At 39.2% G+C, this 15,753-nt stretch carries 9 protein-coding genes; 8 read left to right on the plus strand and 1 reads right to left on the minus strand.

Going from position 1 to position 15,753, the window contains the following annotated elements:
- Positions 1-124 precede the first annotated feature (124 nt).
- The 7 genes from H5162_RS02610 to H5162_RS02640 all read left to right on the plus strand — a co-directional run bounded on the left by H5162_RS02610 (position 125) and on the right by H5162_RS02640 (position 12,858).
- Positions 125-4,966, plus strand: a complete 4,842-nt coding sequence (locus H5162_RS02610; protein WP_182734765.1) for an NAD-glutamate dehydrogenase — start codon at positions 125-127, stop codon at positions 4,964-4,966.
- 113 nt (positions 4,967-5,079) lie between these two features.
- Complete coding sequence (gene pyrD / locus H5162_RS02615; protein WP_145233821.1) at positions 5,080-6,090, plus strand: quinone-dependent dihydroorotate dehydrogenase; 1,011 nt, start codon at positions 5,080-5,082, stop codon at positions 6,088-6,090.
- Between the two features lie 120 nt (positions 6,091-6,210).
- Positions 6,211-6,741 carry a cell division protein ZapC domain-containing protein gene (locus tag H5162_RS02620; protein WP_145233823.1) on the plus strand — a complete coding sequence of 177 codons (531 nt, stop codon included), beginning with the start codon at positions 6,211-6,213 and terminating at the stop codon, positions 6,739-6,741.
- A gap of 90 nt (positions 6,742-6,831) precedes the next feature.
- Positions 6,832-8,949, plus strand: coding sequence for a bifunctional 23S rRNA (guanine(2069)-N(7))-methyltransferase RlmK/23S rRNA (guanine(2445)-N(2))-methyltransferase RlmL (rlmKL, locus tag H5162_RS02625; protein ID WP_145233826.1), 2,118 nt, complete (start codon positions 6,832-6,834; stop codon positions 8,947-8,949).
- A complete protein-coding gene (locus H5162_RS02630) occupies positions 8,942-9,178 on the plus strand; it encodes a glutaredoxin family protein (protein ID WP_182730950.1) in 237 nt (78 codons plus the stop codon). The genes rlmKL and H5162_RS02630 overlap by 8 nt, the downstream gene beginning before the upstream one ends.
- A gap of 15 nt (positions 9,179-9,193) precedes the next feature.
- A complete protein-coding gene (locus tag H5162_RS02635) occupies positions 9,194-11,113 on the plus strand; it encodes an ABC transporter ATP-binding protein (protein ID WP_145233830.1) in 1,920 nt (639 codons plus the stop codon).
- A gap of 11 nt (positions 11,114-11,124) precedes the next feature.
- Positions 11,125-12,858 (plus strand): DUF3466 family protein, encoded by a 1,734-nt coding sequence (locus H5162_RS02640; RefSeq protein WP_145233833.1) that lies wholly within the window; start codon positions 11,125-11,127, stop codon positions 12,856-12,858.
- Positions 12,859-12,968: 110 nt separating this feature from the next.
- On the opposite strand, the gene H5162_RS02645 is transcribed toward H5162_RS02640, so the two are convergent.
- On the minus strand, positions 12,969-13,478 hold the full coding sequence (locus H5162_RS02645) for a DUF2062 domain-containing protein (protein WP_145233835.1): 510 nt from the start codon (positions 13,476-13,478) through the stop codon (positions 12,969-12,971).
- Between the two features lie 225 nt (positions 13,479-13,703).
- Here H5162_RS02645 and H5162_RS02650 point away from each other — a divergent pair, with 225 nt between their 5' ends.
- Complete coding sequence (locus H5162_RS02650; RefSeq protein WP_310736411.1) at positions 13,704-15,737, plus strand: DNA internalization-related competence protein ComEC/Rec2; 2,034 nt, start codon at positions 13,704-13,706, stop codon at positions 15,735-15,737.
- Positions 15,738-15,753: the final 16 nt, after the last annotated feature.

A 15,753-nucleotide genomic window follows, 5' to 3' on the forward strand; every position in this document is an offset into this window, starting at 1 on the left:
AAATGTTTTCATCGAAAGGGCTGTTTATTAATTTTAAAAGGGTTAGAATTTGCCTGACTCCACACAATAAATTGCTGTACAAATTTTCCATCTAAGTAGGTGGTATAGATTTAAGGAACATGTAATGACACGAAATGAAGGGCAAGCCTCGGTTATCTTAGATAATGTCTGTAAGCTGATCCAGAAAAAAGTTCACGCTGATAATGTGTTACTCGTTGAGAAATTCGCCAAATCCTTGTACAGCAATATGTCTAAAGAAGATTTGGCACATCGCAATGATAGTGACTTATATGGCGCTGCACTTAGCCTATGGAACTCGCTAGAAAAAAATACCTCTGATGATGCGGTGATCCGCGTTTTCAATCCTGAAGTAGCAAAAGATGGCTGGCAGTCATCACACACAATCGTCGAAATTATCGCTAAAGATATGCCATTTTTAGTTGATTCTGTTCGTATGGCGATGACCCGCGAAAATATCGCATCTCACTTGCTATTACACAGCCCACTTAAGATTCAACGCGATAAAAACGCTAAAATTTCGGCTTTATCAAATTTAAAAGCCGAACAAGAGTCTAGCTCTACAAAAACAGTGTTTTTTATCGAAATTGATCGCCAAACAGATTCTTCAGTGATTGACTCGTTCAAAAAAGAGCTTGAGTCAGTGTTGAACGATGTGTCTACTGCGGTAGAAGATTGGCAACCGATCCGCAAAAAGTTAATTGCGGTCAGTAAAGAATTACCAAAACGTAACCATAACAACAATGCAAGTGAAGTTGCAGAGACTGTTGAATTCTTAGATTGGTTAGTAAAAGATAATTTTACATTAATGGGCTATCGCCAATACGATTTGTCGCCAGTACAAGGCGATTACCAGCTCAAAGGTAAAATCGAGGGCAGCTTAGGTTTGATGAAGAATTCAACCGAAGAGCATTCTCGCCTGTTATCTGAATTACCAGAAGTTGCCCGTCAAGAAGCCCGTAGCAATAATCTGTTGATCCTTACAAAAACTAATTCGTTATCACGCGTACACCGCCCAGCATACATAGATTATGTAGGGATTAAACGTTTTGATGATGAGGGGAATGTGATTGGCGAAGACCGTTTCATCGGGTTGTTTTCATCAAGTTTTTACAACAACAGCGCCGCTGATGTGCCAGTTTTAAAAAGTAAAATAAATCGCATCATGGAAATGTGTGATTTTGCCAAAGGCACTCATGCTTATAAAGCGGTATTAAATATTCTTGAAACCTATCCGCGTGATGAACTTGTTCAGGCCCGTGAAAGCGAGTTACTTGAAGTTGCAATGGGTGTTTTACAAGTACAAGAGCGCGATATGTGTCGCTTATTTGTGCGTAAAGATGCCTATGGTCGTTTTTTCTCTTGCATGGTCTATGTTCCGCGTGAGCGTTATAACACAGCACTGCGTCGTGAAACACAAGATATTTTAGGCAATGCATTTAATTCAGACGATAAAGTCGAATTTACTACCTTCTTCTCTGAGTCTACACTGGCGCGTACTCATTATACCGTGCGTGTGACTGACAACAATATAGAATATAACGTGAAAGACATCGAAAATAATTTAGTAGAAGCCGCTCGTACTTGGGAAGATAAATTACAATCAGCACTGTTAGAGTCTGCTGGTGAAGCACGTGGTAACGAATTAAACCGCAAATATTGTAATGCGTTTGCTCGTTCTTACAAAGATGAAGTACTGCCAAGTGCCGCTGTTGTTGATATTGAAAAGCTTGAACTATTGAATGACGATAACAAGCTTGAAATGTTGTTTTACCGTCCGCAAGAAGAAGCGAACAGCAACATTGTACGTTTGAGCTTATTCCACAAAGATGAGCCAATCCATTTATCAGACGTTATGCCAATGCTTGAAAACTTTGGCTTGCGCGTCATTGGTGAAACGCCTTATTCGGTTAAAACCAGCGATGGCCGTATCAACTGGATCATGGATTTCTCAATGCTACTTGATAGCAAAGGCATTGCAGATTTCGATAAAGTATCAGCACGTTTTCGTGCCGCACTTACTAGTGTGTGGAGTAACCGTTTAGAAAATGACGGCTTTAACCGTTTAGTGTTAATGGGTGGCTTAACTGGTCGCGAAGCCTCAATTTTACGCGCTTATGCAAAATACATGCGCCAAGTTGGGGTTACTTTCTCGCAAACCTACATCGAGAGCACATTAGCTAATTACCCGCACATTGGTTCGCAAATTGTTAATTTATTTGCTAAAAAGTTCTCTGTTAAAAGCCCTGCTAGTGTTAAAACGCTTGATAAGCTAATTGCGCAAATTTATGTAGAACTTGAAAACGTTGCTAACTTAGATGATGACCGTATTATTCGTTTATACGTCGATATGATCATTGCTACGCTGCGTACTAACTACTTCCAAAAAGATGACATAGGTCAGTTTAAGTCTTATGTGTCGTTCAAAGTAAATCCAAGCTTAATTCCAGATATGCCATTGCCATTACCGGCATTTGAAATATTTGTTTATTCTCCACGTGTAGAAGGTGTGCATTTACGTGGTGGTAAAGTTGCGCGTGGTGGCCTGCGTTGGTCAGATCGTCGTGAAGATTTCCGTACGGAAGTACTAGGTCTAGTTAAAGCACAACAAGTAAAGAATACAGTTATTGTACCTGTAGGCTCAAAAGGCGGCTTTGTTTGTAAACAACTGCCAACGGATCGTGACGCATTCTTCAAAGAAGGCCAAGAGTGTTACAAAATCTTCATTCGTGGTTTATTAGATATCACAGATAACATTATCCAAGGTGAAATTGTTCCGCCGGTTGATGTAACTCGTCATGATGAAGATGATGCATATTTGGTTGTAGCAGCTGATAAAGGTACAGCTACTTTCTCTGATATTGCCAATGGCATTGCCAATGAATATAACTTCTGGCTAGGTGATGCATTCGCATCAGGTGGTTCAGTAGGTTATGACCATAAGAAAATGGGTATTACGGCCAAAGGCGCATGGGAATCGGTTAAACGTCATTTCCGCGAAATGGACATTGATACACAAACAACTGATTTTACGGTAGTTGCAATTGGTGATATGGCTGGGGATGTATTTGGTAATGGTATGTTGTTATCCAAGCATATCCGTTTACAAGTGGCATTTAACCACATGCATATCTTTGTTGATCCAAACCCAGATTCAGCAACGTCTTACCCAGAGCGCGAGCGCCTATTTAACTTACCTCGTTCATCGTGGGAAGACTACAACAAAGACTTGATTTCAGCGGGCGGCGGGGTGTTCTCACGTGCGGCTAAATCAATCACTTTAACGCCAGAAATGAAAAAAATGTTGGGCACTAAAAAAGCCAGCATGACACCAAACGAGTTGATCAAAGCATTCTTAATGATGGAATTCGATCTATTATGGAATGGCGGTATTGGTACTTACATCAAGAGCAGTAAAGAAAGCGATGCAGATGTAGGCGACCGTGCAAATGACGCCCTACGTATCAATGGTAGTGAGCTTGGTGCAAAAGTACTCGGTGAGGGTGGCAACTTAGGTGCAACCCAATTAGGACGAATTGAATTTGCTGCTAAAGGCGGTCGCGTTAATACTGACTTCATCGATAACGTAGGTGGTGTTGCGTGTTCTGATAACGAAGTAAATATCAAAATTTTACTTAATGGTTTAGTTACAGCCGGTGATTTAACGCGTAAACAACGTGATGAACTACTGTATTCAATGACCGATGAAGTTGCACAACTGGTACTGAAAGATTGTTATCGCCAAACGCATACACTGTCAATTACGCAATCAAAAGGCTCATCAACGCTTAAAGAAAAAGTACGCTTTATTCATGCCCTTGAAAAAGATGGCAAGTTAAATCGTGCAATTGAATTTATTCCAAGCGATGAAGAGTTGGCAGAACGCGCTGCAGCGGGTAAAGATTTAACTCGCCCAGAGTTATCTGTGCTTGTGTCGTACGCTAAAATGGTACTTAAAGAGTCACTCGTGACTGACGACATCACAGAAAATCCATATTATCGTCAGCTATTAGTGAAGTCTTTCCCTTTACCACTACGTGAAAAGTTCAATACTGCGATGGATAATCACCCACTGCGTAAAGAGATTATTGCTACTAAATTAGCTAATAATATCGTTAACGATATGGGTCTGAACTTCATGGTACGTATGCATGAAGAAACTGGCGCAAACGAAGCTGAAATAGCGTTATGTTACTCTGTTGCCAGTGAAGTATTCCAAATGCGTGATACTTGGTCTGCAATTGTTGATCTTGATAACAAGATCCCAGCCGCAGTGCAAACTGAAATGTTGTATCAGTTACGTCGTACAGTACGCCGAGCAACACGTTGGTTCTTACGTCATCGCAATAAAGCGCAAAATATTGAGCAAACAATTGCCTTCTTTGCACCGACCTTCGCTGATTTAAGTGCAAACTTAACTAACTACATGGTTGAAAAAGAAAGTGAACGTTTATCTGCGGCCGCAGACAAGCTTATTGAAAGTGCAGTGCCAGCTGAGCTTGCAACACGCATTGTATCGCTCTCTAGCTTGTTCTCAGTAATGGACTTAGCAGAAGTTGCTGCAAATTCAGGGCGTAGTATTGATATGGTATCTAATACCTACTTCAAACTAGGTGCACGGATGGGACTGCATTGGTTCCTTGACCAAATTACTCATCAGCCGGTGGCGAATCATTGGCAAGCATTGGCCCGCGCTTCATACCGTGAAGAACTTGATTGGCAACAACGTACACTATCTGAAGTTGTTTTAAATAACTTTGCTGGTGATAACAAAGATGTTGACGGTCAAATTGATCAGTGGATGGACAGCCAAGATTTGTTACTACAACGCTGGAAGCAAATGTTAGCTGAATTTAAGACTTCACAAAGCCATGATTTTGCTAAGTTCTCAGTTGCATTACGTGAACTTATGCTACTTAGTCATAACTGTGATACATCTGCAAAATAAGCAATTGACACTGACTGGTTATTTTCTCACATGAAAATAATGAGTTAATCGTTAAAATTGTTATACAATACCCCAGCCTAGTCTGGGGTATTTTTTTATTAAGAGGATTATTTATGTTTTACGATCTTGCTCGCCGTTTTATGTTCACCCGTGATGCGGAATGGGCCCATGAATTTGCACTTCATAACTTACGCCGTTTTAACAATACGCCATTCAGTGCTGCATGGTCGCAATCAGTGGCAGATCGTCCAGTCGAATTTTTAGGTTTACAGTTTAAAAACCCAGTAGGATTAGCAGCTGGCCTTGATAAAAATGCAGAATGTATTGATGCGTTTGCAAAGATGGGTTTTGGCTTTATTGAGGTAGGTACTGTGACACCTCGTCCACAAGTCGGTAATGACAAGCCGCGTATTTTCCGTCTGCCAGAGTCAAATGCAATTATCAATCGTATGGGCTTTAATAATAAAGGTGTTGATAACCTAATTAATAACGTTAAGGCTGCTAAATACGACGGCATTCTAGGTATCAATATTGGTAAGAATAAAGATACCCCAAATGAACAAGGTAAAGACGATTACATCCACTGTATGCGTAAAGTGTTTGAACATGCCTCATATATTACTGTCAATATCTCATCACCAAATACGCCTGGACTTCGTGATCTGCAATATGGTGCTGCACTGGATGATCTATTGCAAAGCCTTAAAAATGAGCAGCTTGATTTGATCGCCAAACATAATAAACAAGTGCCAATGCTAGTAAAAATTGCTCCAGACCTTGATGCTGTGCAAATAGCTCAAGTTAGTGAATCATTATTAAATAACAACATCGATGGTGTAATAGCGACGAATACTACCTTAGAGCGCGCTGCGGTGCATGGACAACAATATGCTGATGAAGCCGGAGGCCTGTCAGGTCAGCCAGTACGTGAGCGATCCACTCATGTAGTGCAAGAATTAAAACGTTTAACCGCAGGTAAGTTGCCGATCATTGGAGTGGGCGGAATTGATGATGCTGCCAGTGCGAAAGAAAAATTATCAGCAGGTGCAGATCTTGTACAGGTATACACTGGATTTATATATAAAGGACCGCAATTGGTAAAAACGATCCTGCAAGGCTTATAAGGATCCGTTATTTAAGCTTTTGATCGTTCAATAAATGTTCTAAAGAAATATATATTAATTGGTCAAAAGCCGCTATACTACAATATTAATAAGATTAATTAGTAGGGGCGTAGGGAACGCATGTTACAAGCATCAAAGCAGTGGAAATGGATTGCTTGTCCAGTAAGAAATCGTTTATTGATCGATTTAGATCAAGATATGCAGCTGTGCACGCCTTATAAACTACGTCAACTCACCGATGCTATTTTAACCCAACCTAACTTTAGTTTAGAAGATGCCGCCTTTTATCAGCAGGTTTACCAATATCTTGCTGGATTTAATCTATGGAATGGCGCGCAGCTATGTCAAATTGCGCTCAATGCGACAGCAGCTAAATTTTATTTAAAGCCAATGCTGGCAAAAAGTTGGTTTTTCGAACCCTACAAAGGCAATGAGCCCAGTATAGAAGCAGTTATAAAATTGCAAACTAGCGAACAAAGTGGTGAGTTTTTGATTGTTGACCACTGTAAAGAAGCCTCTTTATGCATTTGTCTATCTGAGCATTTTAAGCTTGATGAAAACTTAAGCCTTAATCAATTTGAAGCTATTCGTATACTTAACAATCGTGTCCATCCAATTTATAACCACGCACAAAACAGTAAAACAGCCTAAGCATATTTTTTGTAGTTCCTTTGTTTATCGCGTGTTTGTCGCCCAACCTATGTTATAATCCCGCGCAATTAGCTATTAAGGGTTATTACTTTGCATTTTATCGCACTTACTTCTATCGGAATCGAAAATTTATTGGTTGATGAACTTACTGACATTGGCGCTACGGTGACCAAACAAACAGTCGGTTCTGTGCGTTTTGACGCCGACACTACATTAGCACAAAAGGTCTGTTTAATGAGCCGCTTCGCGACACGAGTGCTGATGTTGATCGAAGAGAAAGAGGGCGTAAATAATAAAGAAAGCCTTTACAATTTTGCTCGCTCACAGCCTTGGCAGGAATGGTTTGGTCCAACGCAAACTTTTGCAGTCGACTTTAATGGTACCAACGACTCACTTAAAAATACCCAGTTCTCAGGTTTAGTGATCAAAGATGCGATTGTTGATTATTTTAATGATTTATTTGAACAGCGGCCAAACGTTGATAAACAAGATGCCAATGTACGCGTTGTTGCGCGTTTATCGCGTCAAGGTGTGGCCATGTATATCGATTATTCAGGACCGCGTTTATCTGAACGTGGTTATCGAGAAGGTCAAGGTAAGGCACCTATTAAAGAGCATTTAGCGGCAGCACTGATCAAACGCAGTGGTTGGCTTGACAATGTTCAACAGCCGCTATTTGATCCCTGCTGTGGTGCTGGCACTATTTTGATTGAAGCTGCTGGCATGGCGCGTAATGAAGCGCCGGGTTTATTCCGTGAGGGATTTGCATTTGAGCGCTTACCAAGTTTCCGTATTGCTAAATACAAAGAGTTAAAAGAGCAGCTTACAGCACAAATTACAGATCCTAAATTATGGCTTATTGGTCATGACAATGACGCTAATGTACTAAGCAAAGCAGTAGATAATGCTCGTAGAGCTGATCTAGGTGATGTGATCAAGTTTAAACAAAGCGATGCAACTAAGCTTACCTCAGTGGCAAAATTACCAGGTGTGGTTATTTCAAATTTACCATATGGTGAACGTATTGGTTCGATGGCTGAGTTGGTAAGTTTACACAGTGCTTTAGGTACAGGCTTTAAAAAACATTTTAATAACTGGAAACTTGCCCTACTAGGCATGGATGAGAGTTTATTTAAATTATTAAAGCTGGTGAAACTCAAGCGTTATAAATTTAAAAATGGTCCACTTGATGTGGTACTTAATTTATATCAACTTGATGACAAACAAGTCAGCCAAACAACTGAAGATAAGCCTGCATTGAACTTTGAAGGTTCAATGTCGTTTGCTAATCGGGTTAAAAAGAATAAGCAAGGCTTGAAAAATTGGCTCAAACAAAATGATGTGCAGGCCTATCGTGTCTACGATGCTGACATTCCTGAATACAATGTAGCCGTTGATATTTATGGTGATTCAGCGGTAATATTTGAGTACGCTGCGCCGAAAGAAATTGACGATGTAACAGCGCATAAACGTTTACAAGACGTGATTTCGTTAACCTCACAGCAGCTCAATATCGCACCTGGAAATATTGCTGTAAAAGTACGTAAAAAGCAAAAAGGTGAAGAGCAATACACACCAATGGCTAAGCAAAATCGTACTCAAGTAGTTGAGGAGTTTGGCGCGAAGTTTAAAGTCAATTTATTTGATTACTTAGATACTGGCTTGTTTTTAGACCACCGTCTTGCTCGTCGTTATATCCAAGAAAATGCCAAAGATAAACGCTTCTTGAATTTATTTGCCTACACAGGGACAGCCTCTGTACATGCAGCTCTGGGTGGCGCTAAAGCGATAACCACGGTTGATCTATCGAAAACCTATTTAAAATGGGGCCAAGATAACTTTGACCTGAACAATATCAGTAATACCCGTTATCGTTTTGAACAGGCTGATTGTTTGAAGTGGCTTGAGCATGCCACAAGCCAATACGATTTGATCTTTTTAGATCCGCCAACGTTTTCAAATTCAAAACGCATGAAAGATGCTTTTGATGTACAAAATGATCATATTAAATTACTGACATGGGTTAAAAAAATTCTCAGTCCATCTGGCACGTTGATTTTCTCGAATAATATGCGTGGCTTCACCATGGATGAAGTGGGCTTGATTGGCTTAGGCTTAAAAGCTGTTAATATTTCAGAGCAGACGATTTCTCCTGACTTTAAACGCAATAAAAAAATACATAATAGCTGGTTGATAACCCATGGCTAAGTGGATTTTGTATCATACCGATGGCTGTCATTTATGTGAGCAAGCGCAGGGCTTGATCACGCCGTTGTTGGGTGATGATCTCTTACAGCTTGTTGATATTATGAGTGATGAAGAATTAATTACAGAATATCAGACCAGTATACCCGTTTTAAAAAGCGATCAAGGCCCGCAATTATTTTGGCCTTTCACTGCGCAAGATGTGCGTCAGTTTTTTACGCAAACAGAATAAGAGTAAACAGATAGTATGGATTTAATTAGAATTTCTAAAGCTCAACTCGCGTATGGTACGCATCCACTGTTAGACAACGCTGATGCCGTCATCGAAACTGGTGAGCGTGTGTGTGTGGTTGGTCGTAATGGTGCGGGTAAATCAACGTTACTAAAAGTCCTTGATGGCCAAGTTATTTTAGATGATGGTGAAATAAATCAGTTAGGTAGTATTAAAATATCTCGTCTAGAGCAAGATCCACCAAAAGGAGCTAGTGGCTCGGTGTTTGATTATGTTGCTCAAGGTATGCCTGAGATTGCAAATTTATTAATTGATTTTCATCACGTCAGCACTGAGTTACAAACTGACTGCACAGATAAACTACTTAATAAACTTGAACGTTTATCAAATCAACTCGAAGCTGCAGATGGTTGGCGTTTTGATAGTAGAATTCAACTTGTATTAACACAGTTAGAATTAGCACCAGAAGCCAAACTTGAATCACTTTCTGGTGGCTGGTTACGCAAAGTTGCCCTTGCACGGGCACTTGTCAGTGAGCCGGATTTATTATTACTTGATGAGCCTACTAACCATTTAGATATGGAAAGTGTAATGTGGCTTGAACAATTCTTAAAAGAGTTTAAAGGCGGTATTGTCTTTATTTCTCACGACCGTGCGTTTATTCGTGCAGTGGCGACGCGGATCTTAGACTTAGATCGCGGTAAGCTGATTTCATACCCTGGCGATTATGCTACTTATTTAGAGCAAAAAGCCCATGATTTAAAAGTAGAAGAAACGCAAAACGCATTATTTGACAAACGCTTAGCAGAAGAAGAAACGTGGATCCGCCAAGGTGTAAAAGCACGTCGAACGCGTAATGAAGGCCGTGTCCGCGAGCTTAAACAGCTACGTAATGAACGCAAACAGCGTGTTGATCAAGTGGGTAAAACTGACTTCAATATTGAAACGGCAGACCGTTCAGGAAAATTAGTATTTGAAGCTAAACATCTAAATCATGCATTTAATAAAGACAAAGTAATTGCCAATGACTTCTCTACTTTAGTTATGCGTGGCGATCGTATTGGCTTAGTTGGCCCTAATGGTATTGGTAAGACGACTTTATTAAAACTGCTATTTGGTGATATTGAAGCTGATGCAGGGATTGTTAAGCAAGGGGTGAACTTAGAGTTTGCTTACTTTGATCAATACCGCCAAAAGCTTGATGAAGAAGCCACCGTACAAGATAACGTTGCCGAAGGTAAGCAAGAAGTAATGATGGGCGGACGCTCACGTCATGTACTCGGTTATTTACAAGACTTTTTATTCCCGCCTGCGCGTGCACGTACACCGGTTAAAGCACTCTCTGGCGGTGAAAAAAATCGCTTATTATTAGCTAAACTATTTTTAAAACCATCAAATATTCTTGTGCTTGATGAGCCGACCAATGATTTAGATATAGAAACCCTCGAGCTGTTAGAGGATATTATTAATCAGTATCAGGGAACCGTGTTAATTGTAAGCCATGACCGTGAGTTTATTGATAATACCTGTACCAGTGTTTGGGCATTTGAAGGTAATGGGGTAATTACAGATATTGTCGGTGGTTACAGTGATTATGAAGCCTATGCTAATTATTTATCACAGGAACAAAAAAAACAGCTAACTACACCTGCTAAAAAAGAAGCAGTCGTTGCACCAGCTCCTGTGGCTAAAGCAGATAACAAAAGTAATAAACTCTCTTACAAATTAAAACTTGAATTAGAACAATTACCCAGTAAGCTGGAACAACTTGAACAAGCATTAGAAGCGCAGCAAGTTGTGGTTAATGACGCTGATTTCTTTAAACAAGATGCCAGTGCGACAACCAAAGAATTGAACCATTTAGCACAACTTGAGTCTGACCTTGAAGCCGCTCTGGAGCGCTGGGAAGAACTTGAAGATTTAAAGAATCAGTAGTAAGGACTAAAATGAAATATAAATTACTCGCGGCTAGTATTCTAGCTACGATGAGTACATCAGCAATCAGTGCAACATATCAGTTGACAGAGCTGAGTTCTTTAGACGAAGCCAAGCATAATTACGTAAAAGATGTCAGCGAAAGCGGCTATATTATCGGGCAGTCTAACGGCTTATATAACTTACCCATAGATGTGAGTTACATCGATTTTACAGATAACTTAATTAAAAATGCATATAGCAACCAAGAAAACTACTTTGAGTTAATTGATAAAGAAATTACCTTTACCTTAGATGATATTGAAAACAATAATGCAGCGGCGACTAACCCAGACGCACATAGTTTTATGCTTTCATTTTTATCAGCACAAGCTAACAACCCAGAATATCAAAAATTGGCTAATATCATCGGTTACAATATTTTGGACGGTATAGCGCAAGAACAAGTTCTTTTTGATGTTGCATCAGTTGATTATGATGGCCTAACACGATCAGTTAGCAATAACTATAATGCAGTAGCAGAAGACGGTATTACGGTAGGTTGGGGCAGTGCGCCTTATGAAAAAACCAGTTTTCTTCCTGATGGTGAAACTGAAGAAGAAACACAATTTGTGCGTGATTTTATCTCCCGTGGCGTTGTTATATCACCATCCGGTTTAAATGTGCCATTAGTGCCAGAATATGCTGAACATGGCGGCTTAAGTTCAGCCAACGGTATAGTTAAAACCAATACAGGATATATTGTTGTCGGGCAAGTATCAACGGGGATCCCAGTTGATAGACAAGAAAATATTGATGATAACTGTGATGGTGAAGATGAACCTGTCAGTGTTTGTATTGAAAATTTGCATAGAAGTACATCATCACGACTGTTTGATAGCCGTGCTATTAAGTGGACACTTGATACAAACTTAAATATTACTAAAACTGAACCGCTTGGTTTAGGCCTTACGCCAGAAGAGGATGACGGGTTTGCATTTATAAGTAATGCACTCGCTGTTAATAGTAATGGCATTGTTGCTGGTTACTCTGACATTCGTGATAATGATAGATCGTCAACAATCAGAGCATTACCTGTTTATTACAAAGACGGTAACGTTGTTGAAATCCTCAATCAAGAAGATGATTGGACTGGTGGTAAGTCAGTAGCCATTAATGAAAATAACATTATTGTTGGCTATGGTATAAAAAGAATTGAAGGCGCTGATCGTCTTAAGTTTTTCTATCATGATATTGCCAGCAGCAGTACTGTATTCCCAAAAGATTTCTTTAATAGTTCTACTTCAGTTGCCAATGATATTAATGATAATGGTTATATTGTTGGTGAAGGTGAAACTGACGTATTTAATGTTGGTGCGCGTCGCCGAGAAGGTTTCCTGTACAAGATTGGTGAAGATGCGATTACAAACATAAATGATTTACTGCCTTGCTATGAAGCAGACGGTGAAACTCGTTATGGTTATGTCGTTGCAGAAGCGAAAGTGATTAACAATAAAAATGAAATTTTTGGTGTTGCTACTAAAACAGTAGAAAAAACTGATTCATTAGGTGGTATTGTTCGTGATATTAATGGTGAGATAGAATACGAAAGTATTGCTGTGCCAGTGAAGTTATCTCCTATTAATGGGACTATTGATAGCTGCTCTGATCCTGAAACTGACACATATGAGCGTCAATCGTCTAGTTTCCCTTGGTATACGTTATTATTACTTCCTCTAGTTGGTCTACGTCGTATATTTCGTTAGTTTTTGAAATTATTACTGGGTGATCCAGCATTAACGGTCACTTAGTATTGAAAAAAAACCCTGCTTTGCTAAGCAGGGTTTTTTTTGTCTATACTTTAAATTAGAAACAGTTATTTTTTATGACGATTTAACCATGCTTTACGCACTGAACGACGCCATAGTAAATCAACACCGAAGTAGCCTATTACTGATGCGATACAAGCACTGATCAAAGAGCCAACTAAAAAAGCAGGGCCAATAGTTGTTAAGCTTTCCATAAACCATTGCCAACTTGGTTGAAATGCAAAATGTTGTTCCGGCTGTCCTAACACTAATGTGCCAATTAAATACGAACAATAAAAGATAGGTGGCATGGTTAGCGGATTAGTGATCCAAACTACTGCGACAGAAATAGGAAGATTTACTCGTAACGGAATTGCCAATGCAGCAGCAAGCACCATCTGAAAAGGAACCGGAATGAAAGCAAAGAATAAACCGACGGAAAATGCCCCACGAGCTGAACGACGATTTAAATGCCATAGATTGGCATCGTGGAGTAAACGACCAAAAATTTTTAAATATTTATGATGTTTAACTTTATTGTGATCGGGTAAAAACCGTTGGATCGTTTTTTTAGCCATTTAAAGCAACCATTTACATCTGTTTGGTTAAGCGTTGGGTTTGTCGTTGGTTGTATTATAACCGTTTTTTATTATCAGACCCTTGTATTTACAGTTTTCGCGTTATCTCTGTTAATTGCGAGTCTCTATTTTAAGCCGTTTTACAGTGTATTGTTAGGTTTTATTTGTGGAATTTTGTGTGTATGGGTACATTTTACCAGCTTCTACGCAATTTCCAGCTTGGCTTTGGATGAAAATAAACCATATCTAAGTAATATTACGATTGTTGAGGTTATTTCTCAGCGTGATCACTATTATTTAAAAGTTCAGCTCAATAAGATAGATAATCAACCTCTATCAAATATTAAGCCTCCTTTTGCATTGCTGACTTTTAATAACGACCAGTTACTTAAGGTGGGTGATCATGTTAAAACGTGGCTTGAATTAGAAAAATATCGCAGCCAAAAAAATTATGATGTGTTTGATAAAGAGCGTTACGCATTTAGTGAGCGACTATTTTTTAAAGGCAAGCAAGTTGGTAGTATTATCGAAATCTCTAATAACTATGAAGCTGACCTAATTGAAAAATACCGTAATTTTATCAAACACACCTACCAACATAACTCGCTAAATTGGCTGTATTATCCGCTACTGACTGGCGACCGCAGTGCTATGAGTTTTTCACAAAAGCAAGAATTACAACAATTTGGTATTAGCCATTTATTAGCCATTTCTGGATTACATATTGGCTTGATGTTTAGTATCGGTTTTTTTATAACCCGCTACTTAATAAGTTTTTTTATTTTTGTGGTTAAACCAACAGTACAGCAGATCAATTTGTCGCTTATTTATAGTTTAGGTGGATTTGTGCTTGCTTTTAGTTATGTGTACTTAAGTGGTTTTATCGTATCGGCAACTCGCGCTTTGATCATGTTAGGATGTTATTTAGTTATTTATTACTTTGCTAAACAGGCACTGCGCTGGCGATTTATCTTGTTTGCATTAGTATGTGTATTGCTCATCGACCCATTTAGTTTACTTAATCCAGGACTTTATTTTTCATTCACTGCGGTAGCAATTATCTTTTGGGTTTTTAGTGTCATAACCATAACCAGCTCCGGCTTTTTAGCCATCATAAAAACACTCATTACCCTACAGTTTGCTTTGTTTATTGGTTTATTACCGCTATCGCTTTATTATTTCAATGGGGTCAGCGTAATTGGCTTAGTTGTTAATTTAGTGGCTATCCCATTACTTGGTTTTATTATCATGCCTTGCTTAGTATTATTTTCCGCAATCAGTGTATTTATTGATATTAGCGGGTTGATTAGTGTGTTTGATTCATTATTACAGCATATTTATCAGCTCTTATTGTTGATCCCACAGAATTTTCGTTGGTTTGATACCACAAATTTTAGCCAGCAATTGCTTGTTAGTAGCTATATTGCAGCAATAATTGTGTGTTTTTTGCCCTGGCGTTTGTTGGCATGCATACCATTACTACTGGTTGTACTCGATCACTATTTACTGACCAAACCGCGCTGGCAGCTTAATGTATTCGATGTGGGTCATGGCACCATGGTGTTAGTCAGTAATCAAGACAAAGGTTTTATTTATGATCTTGGCCCAATTTATTTTAATACATTTACGCGGGTCAATAGCACCTTAATACCCTATTTAAAAAGAAACGGTATTGATGTTGAAGTTTCGCTTATTAGCCACATGGATAAAGACCATGCCGGAGGGCTTACCCATTGGTTAGAGCATGGTTACCAGCATACTTTTAAATTGCTACAACCAACTGGCCCAGAGCAAGTTTGCAGAGCGGGCGAATATAGTTTTTATGACTTAATCATTACCGTGAGCGAGCCGGCACAGCATTTAATAACTGACAATGATAACTCTTGTGTAGTGCATATCAGTGATGGCAGGTTCAGTGTTTTGCTTCCTGGTGATATTTCAACAAAAAGAGAAGCACAACTAATCCAGCAGCAAGGTGTGCTTAAAAGTACGGTATTATTGAGTCCTCACCATGGTAGTAATACCTCATCAAGTGATGCATTTATTCATGCGGTTGCTCCTGAGGTTGTTATTCATTCAACGGCATATAAAGGGCAGTGGCAATTTCCACGTACAGAAGTTTTAGCACGTTATGCTAAGCAGCACGCTTTACAATATACAACAGCTGAAAAAGGGCAGGTTAAAATTGAGTTTTATCAACATCACTACACAGTAAACCTAGCTCGTGAAGATGAAAGTTATTGGTTTCTAAAAGATTGAGTTTAGTTTTGTGCAA

This window comes from Pseudoalteromonas sp. SR41-8, from assembly GCF_014163915.1.
Lineage (GTDB): Bacteria > Pseudomonadota > Gammaproteobacteria > Enterobacterales > Alteromonadaceae > Pseudoalteromonas > Pseudoalteromonas rhizosphaerae.